The sequence below is a fragment of the Methanosarcina sp. DH2 genome, assembly GCF_020804225.1.
Taxonomy (GTDB): domain Archaea; phylum Halobacteriota; class Methanosarcinia; order Methanosarcinales; family Methanosarcinaceae; genus Methanosarcina.
Genome location: NZ_WJBI01000022.1, coordinates 1 through 18,339, shown reverse-complemented (window position 1 = coordinate 18,339; position 18,339 = coordinate 1). Strand labels below are relative to the sequence as shown.

The 18,339-nt window shown below is 40.3% G+C and carries 14 protein-coding genes and 1 pseudogene; 11 read left to right on the top strand and 4 right to left on the bottom strand.

Annotated features, from left to right (window positions below; all coding sequences use genetic code 11):
• Positions 1-23: 23 nt before the first annotated feature.
• The 3 genes from FXV91_RS18115 to FXV91_RS18105 all read right to left on the bottom strand — a co-directional run bounded on the left by FXV91_RS18115 (position 24) and on the right by FXV91_RS18105 (position 4,035).
• A complete protein-coding gene (locus FXV91_RS18115) occupies positions 24-1,997 on the bottom strand; it encodes a chemotaxis protein CheA (protein ID WP_229392193.1) in 1,974 nt (657 codons plus the stop codon).
• Between the two features lie 192 nt (positions 1,998-2,189).
• Positions 2,190-3,263, bottom strand: a complete 1,074-nt coding sequence (locus FXV91_RS18110; RefSeq protein ID WP_229392233.1) for a chemotaxis response regulator protein-glutamate methylesterase — start codon at positions 3,261-3,263, stop codon at positions 2,190-2,192.
• 406 nt (positions 3,264-3,669) lie between these two features.
• Complete coding sequence (locus FXV91_RS18105; RefSeq protein WP_229392192.1) at positions 3,670-4,035, bottom strand: response regulator; 366 nt, start codon at positions 4,033-4,035, stop codon at positions 3,670-3,672.
• A 1,212-nt stretch (positions 4,036-5,247) separates the two neighbouring features.
• On the opposite strand from FXV91_RS18105, the gene FXV91_RS18100 reads away from it, so the two are divergent.
• From FXV91_RS18100 to FXV91_RS18050, 11 genes are all read left to right on the top strand, one after another.
• Positions 5,248-5,637 carry a response regulator gene (locus tag FXV91_RS18100; protein WP_229392191.1) on the top strand — a complete coding sequence of 130 codons (390 nt, stop codon included), beginning with the start codon at positions 5,248-5,250 and terminating at the stop codon, positions 5,635-5,637.
• A 293-nt stretch (positions 5,638-5,930) separates the two neighbouring features.
• Positions 5,931-8,000: a HAMP domain-containing methyl-accepting chemotaxis protein gene (locus FXV91_RS18095; RefSeq protein WP_229392190.1), complete on the top strand. Its 2,070-nt coding sequence runs from the start codon at positions 5,931-5,933 to the stop codon at positions 7,998-8,000.
• A 184-nt stretch (positions 8,001-8,184) separates the two neighbouring features.
• Entirely contained in the window at positions 8,185-8,757 is a 573-nt protein-coding gene (locus FXV91_RS18090) for a chemotaxis protein CheW (protein ID WP_229392189.1), read from the top strand.
• Positions 8,758-8,854: 97 nt separating this feature from the next.
• Positions 8,855-10,021: an SLC13 family permease gene (locus FXV91_RS18085; RefSeq protein ID WP_229392188.1), complete on the top strand. Its 1,167-nt coding sequence runs from the start codon at positions 8,855-8,857 to the stop codon at positions 10,019-10,021.
• Entirely contained in the window at positions 9,942-10,307 is a 366-nt protein-coding gene (locus tag FXV91_RS18080) for a hypothetical protein (RefSeq protein ID WP_229392232.1), read from the top strand. The genes FXV91_RS18085 and FXV91_RS18080 overlap by 80 nt, the downstream gene beginning before the upstream one ends.
• Positions 10,308-10,622: 315 nt before the next feature.
• The gene (locus FXV91_RS18075; protein WP_229392187.1) at positions 10,623-11,072 is read left to right on the top strand and encodes a metal-dependent transcriptional regulator; all 450 of its coding nucleotides are present in this window, start codon (positions 10,623-10,625) and stop codon (positions 11,070-11,072) included.
• A gap of 223 nt (positions 11,073-11,295) precedes the next feature.
• Positions 11,296-12,261, top strand: a complete 966-nt coding sequence (locus FXV91_RS18070) for a zinc ABC transporter substrate-binding protein (RefSeq protein WP_229392186.1) — start codon at positions 11,296-11,298, stop codon at positions 12,259-12,261.
• A gap of 84 nt (positions 12,262-12,345) precedes the next feature.
• Positions 12,346-13,110, top strand: coding sequence for an ABC transporter ATP-binding protein (locus tag FXV91_RS18065; RefSeq protein ID WP_229392185.1), 765 nt, complete (start codon positions 12,346-12,348; stop codon positions 13,108-13,110).
• A 48-nt stretch (positions 13,111-13,158) separates the two neighbouring features.
• Entirely contained in the window at positions 13,159-13,983 is an 825-nt protein-coding gene (locus tag FXV91_RS18060) for a metal ABC transporter permease (RefSeq protein ID WP_229392184.1), read from the top strand.
• Positions 13,984-14,500: 517 nt separating this feature from the next.
• Positions 14,501-14,731, top strand: a complete 231-nt coding sequence (locus FXV91_RS18055) for a hypothetical protein (protein WP_229392183.1) — start codon at positions 14,501-14,503, stop codon at positions 14,729-14,731.
• Between the two features lie 22 nt (positions 14,732-14,753).
• The gene (locus tag FXV91_RS18050) at positions 14,754-15,209 is read left to right on the top strand and encodes a hypothetical protein (protein WP_229392182.1); all 456 of its coding nucleotides are present in this window, start codon (positions 14,754-14,756) and stop codon (positions 15,207-15,209) included.
• A 975-nt stretch (positions 15,210-16,184) separates the two neighbouring features.
• On the opposite strand, the pseudogene FXV91_RS18045 reads toward FXV91_RS18050, so the two are convergent.
• A pseudogene (locus FXV91_RS18045) lies at positions 16,185-18,339 on the bottom strand (DUF11 domain-containing protein); the annotation flags it as partial.

Here is an 18,339-nt window from a genome sequence, read left to right as displayed (position 1 = left end):
TTCTTTTTACCTGTAATTAAGATTCAGATTATGGAGTTAACATCGAGAATTAAAATAACACTCCCATCTCCCATAATTGTCGCTCCTGCAAATCCCCGAGTTCTTTCCAGCAGCCTGCTTTTAAAGCTTTTTATAATCACTTCCTGCTTTCCAAGCAGCGCATCTACAACAAGTCCTATATATTGCCCTGCTTTTTCTACTATAACGACGACCAGGCTTTCTTCTCTCTGAACAGCAGGTAACTGAAATAACTTACGCAGTCTCAGGAGAGGGAGCGCTTTTTCGTATACGATAATGACCTCTTCACCCCTGATATGCCGGATTTCTTCTTTACTGACCGAGATACTTTTTACTATACTGGTGAAAGGAATTGCATATCTTTCCATTCCGACCTTGACAAGCATAGCCTGATAAAGAGCGATTGTTATGGGTAATCTCAATTCGAATTTTGAGCCTAATCCGGGTTTTGATTCTACTTTTACAGACCCTCCAAGGCGTTCAATCCGGTTCTTTACGATATCCATTCCTACTCCTCTGCCTGAAAGATCTGTAACCACGCTGGCAGTACTGAATCCTGGTGTAAAGATCAGCTGTATTGCTTCTCTCTCCGAAAGCTGTTCAGCTTCCTCTCTTGAAATAAGTCTTTTTTCCAGCGCAGTTTTCCGAATTTCTTCTGCATTTATTCCTCTTCCATCATCTTCTATTTTGATAAGAGCATAATTTTGCTGTCTTGAAGCCGTAATTATTATAGTGCCGTTTTCCTCTTTTCCGAGTTCCATACGTTTTTCAGGAATTTCTATTCCATGGTCCACTGCATTTCTTAACAGGTGCACCAGAGGGTCTCCGATCTCTTCCATAATGGCTCTATCGAGCTTGATTTCTTTTCCCCTTATTATAAAGTCAATTTTTTTATTTTGCGCCCTTGAAAGGTCCCTTATCATTCTGGGAAAAATATTGGTTATATGATCCAGAGGCACCATTCTGATCTCTAACACTTCTTCCTGAAGCTCCCGGGTCAGTTTCTGAAAATCGGAAAGTGCAAGCTCCAGATCCTTTGATTTCGATTCTCCTGTAAGCTCTTTTACCCTGCTTCTGTTAATTACGAGCTCACCTACAAGATTCATCAGTTTATCTAACTGTTCCGTGCTGATCCTTGAACTCTGTATCTTTAGGCCCTGCATCTTTGAATCTTGTGTCTTTGAACCCTGTATCTTTAAACCCTGTCGTTTTGAATTCTGTGGTTTTGAATCCTGCTTTTTCGGACCCTGCGTGTTCGAGCCCTGTGGTTTTGGATCCTGTATTTTCGAATCCTGTATTCTTGAGCTCTGCTCATTTTTTACTCTAGAATCAGACCCAGAATAAGTGAAACCTTTCTTTTCTTTTAGTTCATCATTTATATTTTTGAGTTCATTTTCTTCTTCCTTTCTATCTTCCTGTTTTTCCTTTTTCCCTTCTATTTTTTTCTCTTTTTCTTCTTCTATTTTTTCTCTTTCTTCTTTTTCTCTTTCTTGCTCTATTTTTCGGTCTGCAGAAAAGGAATCTGACTCACTTTTTTGATAAATAACTTCTTCTGAAGGGTTATTTATAGTCCTGAGAGTTTTTAGAACTTCTTCGGCATCAGGATAAGATCTACTGTTTTCACTTCGACTATTTTTTTTCTCTTCGCTTTTACTCTCCGTATCCTTGCAGACATCTTCAATAAGTCCTTCCAGAGCATCCAGACATTCGAAGAAGATATCAATTAAAGAAGAATCAATGTTTAAGCGTCCAGTACGGGCACTGTCAATCAGGCTTTCCATCTCATGTGTTAATTCGACAATCTGCTTGAATCCCATGGTCGCAGCCATACCTTTGAAAGTATGGGCTGCACGGAACATTACATTCATTTGCTCCATATTTTCAGGATCCTGTTCAAGCACTAGCAGGGAATCACTTATTTCTTTAATATTTTTTTCAGACTCTGATCTGAAAATGCCTATATATTTTGACATATCCATGATTTTCCCTGCCCTTTAAGTCCTGAGATACCTGGAATTCCTAATTATTCTAAAAATTTCTAAAAAATTTCTTAACTCTTTACTCTCTTTTCTTTTTTCTTTGTTTTTTGTCTTATTTCTACTTTTTACTTTTCCGGCTAGTTTGCTTTTTCAGGCTAATCGAAAGGTAAATAAAAAAATTCTATCTTAACTTCATTCTATTAGTCTGATAATTTCTTCAGCCATTTTGTCCAGAGGAAGCACGAGGTCTGCCAGGTTTCGCCTTACAATCTCTCCCGGCATTCCGTATACCACACATGAACTCCTGGCTTCTGCGATTATTTTGCCACCCATTTTTTTAATCTCTTCAGCTCCATCTGCTCCATCACAGTTCATTCCCGTAAGGACAAGGGAAATAACTCTGGAGCCGTAAACCGGTGCAACTGATCTGAAAAGGACATTCACTGAGGGTCTGGATCCCAGTTCTTTAGGGCTGCAGGACAGATGTACTACTTCTTCTTCAGGGCCGTTTACTTTATTTCGTACAATTTCCATATGATAATTACCCGGGGCTATAAGCACAGTTCCTTCTTCTACTCTATCTCCTTCCTGTGCTTCTTTTACCCTGAGGGCTGACTTTGCATCAAGCCTTTTAGAAAGAGATGCTGTAAAACCCGGCGGCATATGCTGTACTACGAGAACTGCAGCTGGAATCTCAGCGGGAAATGAGCTTATAAGTTTTTCCAGGGCCCTTGGGCCTCCTGTGGACGCGCCTATCGCAAGTATATTTCTTACAGAGGCCGCTTTCTTCCTAAACCTGGTCTCTTTCTTCTCACCTTTCTCAGGATTTTGCAGTTCTAAATCTCGCATGCACTCCAGGTTTTTAAGGTTAGCTTTTGAAGCTGTCCTGACATTTCTGCAAATTTCCTCTGCCATTTCAGGCATACTTTGACTGAGGATACCCGAGGGTTTTTCGATTACATCTACTGCCCCATACTCAAAAGCTGTAAGGGTAATCTCTTCAGCTTTTTCTCCCAGAGCCGACACTATAACTGCAGGCGTCGGGCATTCCCTCATGATACGGGCAAGAGTCGTAAGACCGTCAAGAACAGGCATTACATTGTCCAGAAGTACTACATCGGGCCTGAGTTTCTTGACTTTTTCAAGACCGTCCTTTCCGTTGACTGCCGTTCCGACGACTTTGATCTTCGGGTCTTCGTTGAGAATATCGGAAAGAACCCTGCGAATTAAAGCAGAATCATCTACTATGAGTGCACGGATAGTCATCTCAAGCACTTTTTTGTTGAATCGTTTTATTTAAAACTCGTTTTTATTTAACTCAAGTATTTCGATTCAGTCTATCTTGATCCAGAACCCAGTTACGTAATCCAAAAACGGTGTTTAAGCCGGTAACTTGTGTTTAATCCGGTAACTTAATACTCAACCGGTAATTTTTCATTTAATGCAAATATTTTCTAATTAATCAAGTCATATTATATTTAATCGAGAGATTTTACATTTGAACCATTATCAAAAATCTTTCATCTGAAATTCGGATATTTAATTCGGAATTGATGCTTAACTTTAATAATCAATTATCTTATTGAGAAACAAATCATTTAATCCGGAACTAAATTATCCCGATCCCGAAATTTGCTACCAGTTAAGTTAATTTGGCTCAGCAATTTTTCAGTTAATTTGGCTCAGCAATTTTTTTGATTACATCGAGCATGCCATTGGGCTCAAAAGGTTTTACTATGAACCCCATGGCACCTATTTTCATGGATTCCGTTATCAAAGCCTGCTGCCCAAGAGAAGAGCACATTACTACTTTCGCGTCAGGGTCCATCACAAGAAGTTTTTGCAGTGCCTCTTTACCATCCATATCTGGCATTATTATATCCATTAACACAAGGTCAGGTTTTACCTCCAGGTATGTTTGAACTGCTTCTTCCCCATCACCTACCTCGGCAACCACCTCGTGTCCGTGCTTTAGAAGGATATCTCTAATTACCATTCGCATAAACTCGGCATCGTCCACGATCATTACTCTTGCCATCGATTTACCTTCCTTTATTTTTACTAAGTAAGTGACACCATTTTTATGAAAATATCTTATGGGACGATTGCGTTCTACTTTATATTTGAAACCGCCCTAAAATCATCTGCCCTCATAACTTCTTCTGGAATACACACAATTTCTTTTTTGAGGGTAATTTAAGAGTACTCAGAATTTCAGAATATCGTGCTAACTATGACTCTATTCCTTGTAGCTAGGTTCGCCGTAATCTGTTCTTTCAGCGTCTGTGCTGCCGAATAAAGATCACACTGAAACTGCCAACTATAGAATTTCTATTAAAACTGTTAACTAGAGGATTCTTAGTGGGGCAGCTAACTAAAGCATCCCGTTAAAGCTAAAATCAGAGGAGTCCTGTAAAGGTACACATAAGGTTGATATAAATGGATAACACAAGTTCTCTTTTTAATCAGGTCTCTCCTGATAATATGAAAAAGTATATACGAGACCTGCTATATTAAACTTTTTTAATTATCTTTAGTAAATTATATAGCTTTAAACCCGTCTCAATTTTGGAATGTCCCCATGTTGACAAACGTTTCTAAAAGTTTGTTAAGTTTAAAAATCCCTACTTAAATTGTCAGGGCTTGCTCATGCATAGAATAACATTAAAAGGCTTGGTAGTGGTGTTTTCATACCGCTGTAGGGCTGATCTTTTTCTGAAAACATATTAAAATAAAACAGAATGCTTTTATTTTTAATTTATATATTGATATAGTGGTATAAATCTTAATAAATAACTTTATATGAGACGGGAATTCATAGTATCTTTATTAAGTCAGGGAATTTACTGCTGTTTGCTATACCGCTATGCAAAGGATCGACACTGGGAACTAAATGTCTTTTTTTTGTCACTGAAACCCGTTTTATTTGGTGTTAAAATTTAGTTGTAAGTGTTTGAGCGCCAGCCTGCAGATTCCCACCAATTTGCCTTCAAATCATACAAATTATGTTCAGATGCGTAAATATAAGAGAAAGTTTGCTTGCGATAGAAAATTTATGCGAGTATATAATGGAATTTTTGCTAAGATGTGGGTAAAATATTCCATACAATTAGGCCATTTACCTGTTCCCTATAGTAAAAATCGTTTTACAAAATATCCCCCAGTAAAAACGATATCTCTGTAAGAACGGCACTTCTGTAAGACAGATTTCGTTCATAGAGTCCTTTAAGCAAGCACAGGAGTTGATCAAATGCCTGAAATCCTTATCGTTGAGGATAACCTGCTTAACCTTGTTGTTGAAGCTGATCTTCTGAAGTCCTGCGGATATGATCCGAAGAAGGCAAAAAACGGCTTTGAAGCTCTAGAAGTTCTAAGTAAGGTCAAAGTTGATCTTGTACTGATGGACATGGAGCTTCCAAAGATGCATGGTCTTGAACTGCTACAAAGAATAAAATGTAATCCTGATACACAAAGCATAAGAGTGGTTGCTGTCACAGGACATTGTGATTCCGAAAGTAAACAGAAATTTCTTAAAGCCGGATGTTACGCTGTCCTTTCCAAACCCATAAATTTTGATATTTTTGGATCGCAGGTCAAAGAGTTTCTTACAGTAACGAGTTATCTTACTGAATTTCCCTGAATGAAATCTTCAGAAGAAGTATCGTTGATGAGCGTGGACTTCCGGTCCTAATATTTGAGGCTCTTACTCTTTTCAAGAATCAGAAAATTTATGAATCCTTAAATAATCTACTTAAACAATCTATATCAAATCTTAAACAATCTATATCGAATACTAGTTGGGAAATCTGGATAAAAATCTTTTACAGTTTATATCTTTCTACTCATTTAAACAGGTACCGCATGCAGTTGTATTTCGGTTACAGGATAGAAAGGGTTTAAAGACGAAGAAGCTGGAAGTACGGGTGAAAAAAGATGTATAAAAGCACAAAAATAGGGCACGTGGTAATAGGATTTGCCCTACTCCTGGTTTTGATTTTTTTTGTGGGGTATACAGGTTATCAAGGTATGAACGAAGTTGAGAAAAAGAGCCGGGCTATCCAGAATATGACTTCTATTATGAATGATATGCAGGGCGCCCTGCAAGCCGAGGAAAGTTACATTATTCATGGCGATCCGGATTATAAAGGAAAAGTTTACTATTATCTTGATCATGTGCCCACACAGGCAGCGATATCCAAAGAAATATACATAGGCTACCTTGATCCTGTGAACCGCGACAGGATGGATATTGTTCTAGCAGCTTCCAGTGGTTTCCGGGAGGCTTTTGATAAATACGTTGATGCAGATGACGAACAGGCAGATATAAGAAACAAACTGGCTGTAAATAGTGAAAATCTAATAACAAATGCAGATGAACTTTCTAGAAACCAGATGGTTGAGTATAGGGAGGAATTCGAAGCTGGTTATCCAAATGAAACTCTCGAGAAAAAATTTGCCAATGCCGAGAGCGCTCAGCAGATCATTGTATTGACAATGAAAGCCCAAAGTGAGTATCAAAATTATGCTGTGAGCCCTGAGCAGCAATATGCAGATAACTTCGATATCTTTATGGAAGATATTATTGAACTTTCCACAGACTTAAACGGGCGAATGGAAAGACCTGAAAATATTGCCGCAGGAAAGGAAATACTTACAAGTGCGGAAAATTTTCAGGCTGATTTCGAGCAGTTTAAGATTCTAGAAGAAAGAAAAACAATTGAAGAGAAAAATATGACAGCTATAGCTGCCCGGGTTGGAGAAGTAGCTGCAGCTTCCAGTGCCGACCAGAAAGGAAAACTGGATACACTTATTGCGAACTCCATAAACAAGATCTTTCTGGTAACTTTTCTTTCAATGCTCGTTGGTGCTTTACTTGTTTTTGTCATTTTGAGCATTTACAGAAAGCCCATTTACGAACTGCTTGAAGCTGCTGATATGGTCTCGGAAGGAAACCTTGACGTTGACATTAAAGGCTCCTCGAGAAGCGAGATCTCTCAGCTTTCAGAGGCTTTTAAGGCAATGGTTGGAAACCTGTGCAGTCTGATAAAGGAAATTCAAGAAGGTTCACTGCACCTTGCCATACTTTCGGAAGAAATGTCCGCCTCTTCCGAAGAAGTGGCATCTGCATCAAGGAGGATTTCAGAAACCGCAGCTGAAATCTCTAATGGGGCGGAGGTGCAGAGCACAAAAATTATTGATATAACTCATGCAATGCAGGATATGACCCACAATATCCAGGAAGTTGCGGATAATACTCAGAAAGTTTCTAAAAGTACAAATCTGGTAAATGATACCGTTCACAATATCGGAAACGTGTCAAGGGACGTCCTGTTAAAGATGGACCTTATCCGCTTTTCTGTAGATGAAACTGATGTTGTTATTAAGGAACTTGATTCTAAGTCTCAGCAAATCAATGAGATCATAACTGTTATAACCAGAATTGCAGACCAGACCAATATGCTTGCACTGAACGCCGCAATTGAAGCTGCACGGGCAGGCGAACATGGAAGAGGATTCTCTGTTGTAGCCGATGAAGTCCGTAAACTCGCCGAAGAGTCCGGAAGTGCAGCCAAGAGTATTTCCAGGCTGATTGACGAGATCAGGAACAGTATCGGTGATACAGTGAAAAGCATAGAAGCAAGTAAAAAGAATGTGGAGAATGGCTCATTATCGGTTAGTGAAGAAGTTGAGATGGTTACTGGAATTGTCTCTACAATCAATGAAATCACAAATATGATAGAGGACGTAGCAGCTGCTACAGAAGAACAGTCTGCATCTATCGAAGAAATTACCTCTACGCTGGAAGACATATCCTCTATATCGGAGCAGTCCGCTGCGGGAACCCAGGAAACCGCCGCAGCTCTTGAAGAACAGAGTGCATCGATGTCTGAGCTTGCCAGTATGGCAAATGATCTCTCTTTACTTGGGGAAAAGATGAAAAAAGCCACTGAAAAGTTCAGGCTGGGCAGTTTAAAAGAGGAACCAGAAAGCATTATTGGCTAAATATGGCTAGTTAAATAACGGTTGATTAAATACGGCTGCTAAGTATGGTTAGCTAAATAATATCGTTAGATAACGGTTGGTAAATTACAGTTGGTAAATGTATGGTTGGTAAGTTACATTAGTAAATGTACGGTTGGTTTTAAATAAACTGGTTAAAATCTTGGATCGACCTTGGGGAATTGAAATGTTTAAGGAAAAAGCAGAAAAGGAAGACTCATCACTTTCTGAAGAATCACTTCAGCTGGTGGTTTTTGAATTATCAGGAGAAGAATTCGGGGTCAATATTATGCAGGTCTCCGAGATCATACCTATTTCAAAAATCACGCGTATTCCTCAGGCTCCTGAATGCGTAAAAGGACTAATCAACCTGCGAGGAAAAATTATTGTAGTAATAGATCTCAACAGGCGTCTTGGCTTCAGTTCCAGAGAAAATGACAGCCTGTCCAGAATTATTATAGTAGGGGTCAGGGATACGACGATTGGAATGATTGTAAACTCGGTAAACGGAATATTCAAACTACCTTTTTCTTCTATTGAACCGACTCCGGATATGATTAAATCGAAAATTAACTCTGAATATCTAACTGGGGTCGGAAAAGCGGGGAACAGACTTCTTATTCTTCTGAACCTTGCAAGAGTACTTGGAGAAGAAGAAATTGATGAACTGAATCAGCTTTCTTCTTCCGCTTCTTCCGCTTCTTCCGCTTCATTCCCTTCATCCCCTTCTTCTGAGCAGCTTCCTGAAGAGAATATCTAAAAACTTATAAGTGATATCTGACTGATGAAAACTTTCTATTGTCGATAATTTATTGTTTAATTTATTGTTTATAGTTTCAAAGAAAATTTAGATAAATATGCACCCTGTCCTTATTTTCCTTTTCGCCCTTATAGCCATACTGCTTCTTACAGCAAAATTCAGGCTTCACCCTTTCCTTAGCCTTATCTTTGTATCTCTTCTCACAGGAGTGTTTGCAGGAGAATCCATGCTTACTGTCGAAGTAATAACCCAGGGACTGGGCGGTGTCTTTTCCCGTTTTGCTATAATTATTACCAGTGGCAGTATAATCGGACCCTTGCTCCAGAAAACCGGCGGAATGTCTTTAATAGCGTCTGACATTATGCGTTTTTCCAGAAATTCTCTGTTTGCCCTGAACTTCCTTGGTTTTCTTTTTTCCGTGCCAACGATGTGCTATATCCTTGCCTATGTTATCTTTATTCCGATAGCAAAAGAGTTGGCTTCCAAGCTTAATAACCCCTCCATTTCCACTGCAACTGCCCTTGCACTCGGGGCCGTTGCCTCATTTAATCTGGTATACCCTTCCCCTGTGATTATTTCCGCAGCAGAAGAACTTTCAGCAAATACGGACACGCTTATTCTTTTAGGGTTTTTTATCGCTGTTCCCACTTCTACTGTAGGTTACCTCTATGCCAGAAGATTGGGAAAGATTGAAACTGTCAGAATTTCTGAAAACAATAATCAGGAACAGGTTCAGCCAAGATTTACAGAAGCAGCATTTACAGAAGTTGTAGAAGCTGCACAAAAGAACGAGTCAGGAGTAATACAGGAAAAAGCTATCGAAGCGAAGAGAAAAGATAGGGTACAAAGAAAAGATAGGGTACAAAGAAAGGAGAGGATACAAAGAAAGAGGATACAAAGAAAGGAGAGGATACAAAGAAAGGATGCAGTACAGAGAAGAGAAACTGGAAAACCAAACAGGCTTGAAACTTATGCACCGATTTTTTTCCTTTGCTCCTCATTCTGTTTCAGGCCGTCTTTGAGCATCCCTACCCCCTGTTTGTTTTTTTGGGAAACCCTAACGCTGCATTGCTTATGGGGTTTCTTCTTTCCATTATTTCCGGCAGATTACTGGGGTTTGCAATGGTTCAGGGTCCTGGTCGAAAAAGCTGTAAGGAGAAGTGGTGTTGTTCTGCTTGACCTGTGTGGGGGGAGGAGCTCTTGGCGCAACTCTCGCCATGACAGGGGCAGGAGAGGCCCTAGGCAGGTTTTTCCTACAGCTTAACCTTTTTTCCTCTCATATCCTTGTACCTTTTCTTGTTGCAGCAGCCCTGCAAACTGTTCAGGGGTCAAAAGTCGTAACTATGCTTATTGCACCATCCCTTCTTCTTCCTCTGGTTCCGGAACTTGGGCTTCCTGCGGAAATCCTGATCCTTGCAATGGCTTCAGGCACTTTCATGATCTCACATGTGAATAACCCATTCTTCTGGATTTTCAGAGAGCTGGCAGAACTTGAACCCTCCGAGGTTTTCAGGTCAAATACTCTTGGAGGCGCCCTGATGGGTGGGTGAGCTTCTTGCTGGTTTCCGGAGTGTACATCTTTTTCTACTGAATTTTCATATCCGCTTTTTTCATACCTGCTAGATTTCTATACTCCCCGGGCCTTGGCGAGTATTTTGTTTATTGTGTCTTCTATGCTTGCTGAGTTCTTTAGTTCTTCATACTTACCGGTCTTTTTATACTGGAACTTTATTTCTCAGATTTTAATATTCTTACTTTTTGCCAGAGGCACATTCCAGTTTCCTCTAAGTTTGATATCCTACAAATATAAGTTTGTAATTTGGTGTATAACAAACAATAAATACCAGTTTTTTATATTTCTCTATATGAATGAGCAAAATTATCCTGAATTTACAGGCCTTGAGCTCTCTCCGAGAAAGGCAGATTATCTCAAGCTTATTCTTGAAAAAAAAGGCACTGTAAAAACTACTGAAATTTCCTCCTGTCTGCAGGTCGATCCTTCAACAACAACCAAGACCTTAAGCGAACTTGCAACGGCTGGCTACCTGAACCATGTCCCATACAGGGGTGTGGATCTGACTGAAATGGGAAAGGCATATGCGGAATTTCTTGTCCGGAGGCACAGGATTTTGAGCCTTCTCTTTACTCATTATGGCCTCTCAACGGAGGAAGCATGTGCTGAGGTTTCTCGTTTTGAAACTTTTGTTTCCAGGGATGCTGTAAACAAAATCTGCAACTCGATGGGCCATCCGATGATCGGCGTATGCGGAGAAATAAGCCACGAGAAATGCTTTCATGAGGGGCATTATCATTAATTTCCAGCATTAATAAAGAGTTGAATGATAAAGAGTTGAATGAAATCCGCGTCTGGCTTTGAGACTAATTTGGGGTAATGCCAAAAAAACTCAGATATAATTTCAACTTTTGGGTATATGTCAAATTTATCTTACGCATATCAATCCTATTTCAGTCCCTTCCAGAAATAAATTAATTGAAGCAATAAAATAAAAATGAAAGTGAAAAAACAGGAGTTCAACTATGAAGCTAAAAATCATAACTATATTAGTGCTTTTGATTGTTGGTCTGAGCATTTTTGTCAGCGGTTGTACAGATTCCGGCGACTCACGGGATAATGAGAATACAGGACAGGAAGCCGAAATGTCAGAAACTGACGAGCCAATACTAGTTGCTGTAAGTGTTGTTCCTCAGGCTGAATTTGTAGAAAAAGTCGGAGGGGATAAAGTAAAAACCGTTGTCATAATCCCTCCCGGAGCGGACCCCCATACATATGAACTTTCTCCAAAGGAAGTCCAGGAAATTAGCAAAGCCAGCATGTTAGTGACAGTCGGAGTCGGTATGCCTTTCGAAGAGGTCTGGATTAACAAATTCGAGACCATGAATAGTGGCACTCTTATTGTAAATTGCTCCAAAGGGCTAGAACTGAGAGAGCTTGAGGAACACGACCATGAAGAGGAGGAAGAAGGAGAACGTGATGAAGAAAGCGATGAGGATCACGAAGAATTGGACCCACATATCTGGACATCTCCCGCAAACGCAAAGATAATGGTCGAAGATATTTATGAAGGACTTGTAAAACTTGATCCTGAAAACGAAGCTTATTATGCCCAGAATAAAGATGCTTACCTTGAAGAACTGGATGCTCTGGACGAGAGAATCCGCGAAAAGCTAGAAGGAAGCGAGGGAAGTAATTTCTTGGTTTATCACCCATCATGGGGCTATTTTGCCGAGGACTACGGGCTTAACATGATTTCCGTTGAGATTGAAGGAAAAGAGCCGAGTGCGCAGGATCTCGCGAAGCTTGTGGATCTTGCAAAGGAAAAGAATGTTAAAGTTATCTTTGTCCAGTCTCAGTTCAGTACGCGGAGTGCGGAAGTTTTAGCTCAGGAGATTGGCGGTGAGGTAGTGGCTGTTGACCCCATTGCAAAAGATTACATCACAAATATGGATAACGTATCCGATATTTTTGCCAGAAACCTTGTGTAAAACCTGTATTCAGGTTCTATATCTAAATATAAAAAGAACATAATTCGGGGTAAGATAAAAAAACGATATTATGAAGGAAGGGTAATGGAGAAGGTTATAGAGCTAGAGGATGTCTGGGTCCGTTACGGAAACCAGACAATCCTTGAAGCCATAAATCTGGAATTAAAAGAGCCCAATGGACTGCTCGGAATTATTGGACCTAATGGTGGAGGAAAGACCACATTTCTCAAAGTGCTCCTCGGGCTCTTGAAGCCCTATAAAGGCAGCGTGAAAATATTTGGGAAATCTCCGGAAAAAAGTAGGGATCTTGTAGGGTACGTTCCCCAGTACAAAGGTTTTGACTTTGATTTTCCGATCAGTGTCTGGGAAGTGGTCCTGACAGGCAGAATGAGCCATACGGGTTTTTTGAAAAAGTACAGTGAAGAAGACAAAAAGGCTGCTGAAGAGGCTCTGAGAACAGTTGAGATGTTCCAGCTTAAGGACCGGCAGATAGGACAGCTCTCTGGAGGCCAACGGCAGAGGGTTTTTATTGCCCGAGCTCTTGCCACAAATCCTAAACTCCTGCTTCTGGACGAACCCAACTCCGGGCTTGACCCTCACATGCAGGACGAACTTTACCGGCTCCTGGACCGGCTCAAGCATGAAATGGCAGTTATTATGGTCACACATGATCTCAGTGCGGTTTCTGTCTATGTGGACAGGATAGCCTGCCTGAACCGCACACTTCACTACCATAACTCGAGAGAAATTCCGGCTGAGGATCTGGAAGCCACCTACCAGTGCCCTGTCGAACTGATTGCTCATGGGGTACCCCATAGAGTGCTGGAGCAGCACAAAGGGAGTTCCTGAAGATCAAGGATTAGGTTCGAAAAACAGTCTCTCAAGGAGAAATAAAAAATGTTTGATCTTCTGCAATATACTTTTATCCAGAACGCCCTTGCAGCAGCAATCCTTGCAAGCGTTGCCTGCGGAATCATAGGCGCCTATGTTGTCGTCAAAAAGATTGTTTTCATCAGTGGCGGGATTGCCCATGCTTCTTTCGGAGGCGTAGGACTTGGGTATTATCTTGGAATCAACCCTATGTACGGAGTTCTTCCGTTTAGCCTGTTAGCAGCTCTTGTTATGGGTACCGTTAGCAAGAAATCAAAAATTCCGGAAGACAGTGCAATAGGCATACTCTGGTCTCTTGGAATGGCTCTGGGAGTTATCTTTGTCTACCTTACTCCAGGATATGCTCCTGACTTGATGACCTACCTCTTTGGAAATATTCTTACGGTCCCCCGTATTGATCTATATCTGATGCTTGCCCTTGACCTCATCATAGTGGGCGCAGTTTATCTGTTCTATAAGGAGTTTCTTGCTTTATGCTTTGACGAAGAGTTCACAACTGTACAGGGGGTTCCTACCGAAAAGCTCTACCTTTTCCTGCTCTGTATTATTGCCCTTACAATTGTTGTCCTTATCAAAGTCGTGGGCATTATCCTTGTGATTGCCCTCCTGACAATTCCTGCCACCCTGAGCCGTAAATTCACCAATAACCTGAAGCACATGATGCTTATCTCCATCGCCTTCGGGACAGCGATCAGTGTTACCGGAATAGGCCTTTCCTATGCTCTTGATGTCCCATCAGGAGCTACTATTATTCTGGTGCTGAGCCTTGTATATGGGTTCGTAGCTGTCGGGATGGATATGTTTGAGGGCAGACGCGTTTCGAATAGTTAAAAGCATGCAAATCAGGTTTACAGACATCTTTTGAACCTATCGGTATCTTTATTACGGGCGCATTTAATGACAGTTAAACCTGTTCACTAAAAGCTCGAAATTCATTTTTTCCGGGATTCGGTAAGTTGATTCATTATAGTTTACAGATCTCCTATAGTCTACAGATTCCACAACTTACAAATCTCACAGTTTACAGGTCCCACAGTTTACAGGTCTTATAGGTTCCGGGTTAGGGGCTCAGGTATATATTCTAGCATTCCTCAGTATATAATGCATTTAAGTAAATTTTAGGTAGAACTAAACGCAAGTTTCTGTAAAATTATATTTTGTCAGTTTTATTAAGACATAATTTTATATATAGTAAAATGCAAGAAGCCTATCGTTGAATCAAGTTTATTTGTACAACTTCAGGATCAGAACCTCAAGATCAGCACCCCTGGAGTGAATTAGTAATGGAAAAACGGAGTCCAAAACGGAATTGAAAAACGGAATTCAAAAACGGAGTCCAGACCTCCATGTGAAATGCCGCAAAGCCGCTTCTAGTGGGGAAGCGATGCACTTGCAGCAGGTTACGACAGCCTGCACAGGACAGATATCACTTGGATGCACTTCAGTTGATACACTTACGCTTCCATATCAAGCCGTAGGTGTATCTGAAAGCCACCTCAAAAAGGTAAAAGATAGGTTCCGTTATTATAGTACGGAAACTGCCAGATCTACCTCTGAAAAGATAAACGATAGAATATAAAACGTCATACCAGGGTGATAAAATGGACCGTGAGACAACCCGGGATCAAAATATTGAAGAAAACGAAACTTTTGACGGTGAAAACCTCAATCTTCCGGATATTCCTCTTCCGGAAACAGATAACGTCTTATACTCAATTCTGAACTCTTTAAATCAGAATATCGCAGACTTTTATACGTTTGTGAAATTCAACAGCTACCTCGCCGAAGACCACCTCAATGTCGAGTTGCTTAAAAGAAGCATGGGTATTCACAGGGACTTTACAGCCCTTTTTCTACACACCAAAGAAGAACTGGTGTTTACCTACCCTGAATTCATAGAAAAAACAGAAAAGCTGCTGTTTAAAGGGGAAGTTGGTACTGACTGCATAAAATACACACACAGAGTGTGCAGATCAATAAGTGATTATAAGATTGCCCTGCATCGAGAAGGTTATTTGCCAGATCTCAGAAGACAGCTGCCACTAGTTGATATTTAACTATCTGGGAGCTTACTTTTTCTATTCTTTTTTCCATTTCATTTTCACTTATATAATTTTTTTGCCAGGACTCTCAAGTTTCATAAAATCCAGATTTTGTAAAATCCAGATTTTGTAAAATCCAGATTTTGTAAAATCCAGATTTTGTAAAATCCAGACTTTGCAATTAAAGTTGATTAAAATCTAAAGCTTTTTAAAGGGTTGACACCTTGTCAAAGACTTCTAATAATTACAAAATAAGTTCTTCTGTTTTATTATTTTTGTCTCCAACTTTCTGGATAATTTACAGTACCTCTGGAGGTTTATATCAAATTTTCAGTACATCCGTAATCTTATATTTATGAAAAGATATTTGGCGTGCAAGGCATCTGTGAAAAACGGCAGCCTAAAAAACGATTATTTTAAAAAACGAAATCCTTAAAAACGGCGACTAAAAAACGAAATCCTTAAAAACGGTGACTAAAAAACGAAATCCTTAAAAACGGTGACTAAAAAACGAAATCCTTAAAAACGGCGACTAAAAAACGAGATCCTTAAAAACGGTGACTAAAAAACGAAATCCTTAAAAACGACATAAAAACGGCATTAAAAAACAGATGCCTATTAATTCGATATGTAAATCTTTTTTAGATTAGTTAGCTTCAAACGTGGTCGACTCTTTATTTTAATTGTTTAATACTTTCTAAGCTCTCACGTCAAAATAGGAGTTTTTGTGAGTCTATACCATCTTAACTACCTTAATTTCATCGTAAGGCCTTCTAAAACTAACTCTCGGAAAAATACTTTTATTTCTATTTTTTGTTTGCTGCCATTTGAATGAGCCAAAAAAACCTCACTGTTGTTGAACGTCTCTTTTTGGATTGAGAACAAGATTGAGAATAAAAGTGTATAAATTAGATGAAGGAATTAAGCCTTCATCTAATTGTTTTCTGAATTGAGTTCGATTAATTCTTTTTTACGTGATTTCCTCTGTTTTTACTTTCTTTTATGAAGGAATATAAACAGGAGTATTGCAAGCAGCCCGATTATACCATAGATTACCAATCCAGGAATACCTTTGCTTTCTTCCTGTTCTGGCACCTTTTCAACATTTGCTTCTGCATTTCCGATGTTTTGTTCAAAGCTTTTAATTTCAGGTTCAAGCAATATTTCAGTGCCAGTTTCTCCTGCGTTATTTTCATTCATTTCAACGTCTTTGGCAGGTTTAGAGAAGACATGAGCATTTCCATTGCCACCATTGCCACCATTGCTGTTGGCACCATCATTACTGTTGGCATCATCACTACTGTTGACGTCATCAGTTGAGGTAAGGACAATCGGCTGTTTTACACTGCTGCTTTCGTCCGGAAGCTCGTTGCAGCTTACCGTTGCAGTATTGTCGATAAACCCGTCCCCTCCGCCGTTACTGTTTATGTCCGTCTGAGTTACCGTATAGTTCCCTACGAATTTCCATGTCTCTCCGGGATTCAAGACTCCCGGTCCGATTTCATCTCCTGTCGGTCCTATCAGTGTAATCATCGGGTCGCTTACTGAAACTCCTGTCAGGTCCGTGTTGCCTTCATTCTTCACCAGTATCTGGTATTCTATTATGTCTCCAGGTTTGTTGATTATATAATCTCCAGCCTGATCGACTCCAATTATTGATTTGTATATGCAATAATCCTGTTTCTTTTCTATCGGGTATTCTTCTGCCGAATCTTCTTCTGTGGATGCTTTTTTTATTATTACTCTTACACTATCAGATTTCGGATCCAGCTGATTGCAGTCTACCGTTGCCACGTTATCGATGTAGCCATAACACTTGCTTATGGTATCTGAGTCACAGCCTACCAGTGCAACGTTGTTGATATTTCTATCACATTCTCCGTTGATCTCTATGTCTCCCTGTGTAACCTTATAGCTGCCAGTGTATGTCCATATCTCTCCTACATCCAGAATACCGTTGACATTTTTTGATTCTACCGGCCCGTTCAGCGTTTTAATCAGCGGGTCAGTGACAGCTACATTAGTCAGGTCGATATTTCCGGTGTTTACTACTGTTATCCGGTATGTTATGACATCTCCAGCCTCTGTGACACTTGCAGTCGGTCCTCTGCAGTCAACATCTGTGACGCATTTTTCGATCTTGTATGCCGGGCAGGGCTCAAACACCGGAGATGCCTCTATAGGGGCTCTCGCGCTGTCGGATTTCGAATCCAGCTGGTCGCAGTCTACCGTCGCCACATTATCGATGTATCCATCGAATCCACCTTCTGTGTCAATGTCTTGCTGCGTAACCGTGTACATTCCTGTGTATGTCCAGGTTTCCCCAACTTCCAGTACATTGTCCTTATTCTTTGACTCCACTGGCCCTGCCAGATTAATCAGTGAGTCAGTGACAGCCACGTTTGTCAGGTCGGCATCTCCGGTGTTAGTCACCACTATTGAGTATGTGATTACATCTCCAGCTTCTTTTACGCTGGCTGCCGGCCCTCTGGAGTCCACATCCATGATAGATTTTTCAATTTCATATGCCGGATTGGGCTCATAAACTGGAATTATTTTTATGGGCACAGCTGCACTGTCACTTTCCGGTCCAAGCTGATCGGAATCAACTGTTGCTATATTCTCTATAAATCCGTCCCCACCGCCATTCGTGATAACGTCTATCAGGGTTGCTGTGTAAGTTCCAGTGTATGTCCAGGTTTCTCCAACTTCAAGAATCTCATTTGAATTTATAGACTCAACTGGACCTGTAAGATTTCCAATCAGAGTATCTGTAACGCTTAAATTAGTCAGATCAACATTTCCAGTGTTTGTTACATTAATCTGGTAGCTGATCACATCTCCAGCTTTTGTCACATTTCCTGTTGGTCCGTTTCCTGCAACATCTGTCACTATTTTATCGATAGTGTAAGAAGCGTTCTGCTGAATTGGCACCTCTTCACTGTCTTCCTGTGGAGGTAACTCTTCCGAATCAACCGTAGCTGTGTTGTCGATGTCTCCATCACCACCACCATTACTGTTTATGTCCTGCTGAGTTACCGTGTAAGTTCCAGTGTAYGTCCAGGTTTCTCCAACTTCAAGAATATTATCGTTATTCAGAGATTCAGCTGGACCTATAAGATTTCCAATCAGAGGATCTGTAACG

Coding starts and splice junctions, on each gene's coding strand:
- FXV91_RS18110 (WP_229392233.1), bottom strand. CDS start 3,263: ATGACTATCCGTGCACTCATAGTAGATGATTCTGCTTTAATTCGCAGG.
- FXV91_RS18075 (WP_229392187.1), top strand. CDS start 10,623: ATGAATGAGCAAAATTATCCTGAATTTACAGGCCTTGAGCTCTCTCCG.
- FXV91_RS18050 (WP_229392182.1), top strand. CDS start 14,754: ATGGACCGTGAGACAACCCGGGATCAAAATATTGAAGAAAACGAAACT.
- FXV91_RS18100 (WP_229392191.1), top strand. CDS start 5,248: ATGCCTGAAATCCTTATCGTTGAGGATAACCTGCTTAACCTTGTTGTT.
- FXV91_RS18070 (WP_229392186.1), top strand. CDS start 11,296: ATGAAGCTAAAAATCATAACTATATTAGTGCTTTTGATTGTTGGTCTG.
- FXV91_RS18065 (WP_229392185.1), top strand. CDS start 12,346: ATGGAGAAGGTTATAGAGCTAGAGGATGTCTGGGTCCGTTACGGAAAC.
- FXV91_RS18115 (WP_229392193.1), bottom strand. CDS start 1,997: ATGGATATGTCAAAATATATAGGCATTTTCAGATCAGAGTCTGAAAAA.
- FXV91_RS18090 (WP_229392189.1), top strand. CDS start 8,185: ATGTTTAAGGAAAAAGCAGAAAAGGAAGACTCATCACTTTCTGAAGAA.
- FXV91_RS18060 (WP_229392184.1), top strand. CDS start 13,159: ATGTTTGATCTTCTGCAATATACTTTTATCCAGAACGCCCTTGCAGCA.
- FXV91_RS18105 (WP_229392192.1), bottom strand. CDS start 4,035: ATGGCAAGAGTAATGATCGTGGACGATGCCGAGTTTATGCGAATGGTA.
- FXV91_RS18095 (WP_229392190.1), top strand. CDS start 5,931: ATGTATAAAAGCACAAAAATAGGGCACGTGGTAATAGGATTTGCCCTA.
- FXV91_RS18085 (WP_229392188.1), top strand. CDS start 8,855: ATGCACCCTGTCCTTATTTTCCTTTTCGCCCTTATAGCCATACTGCTT.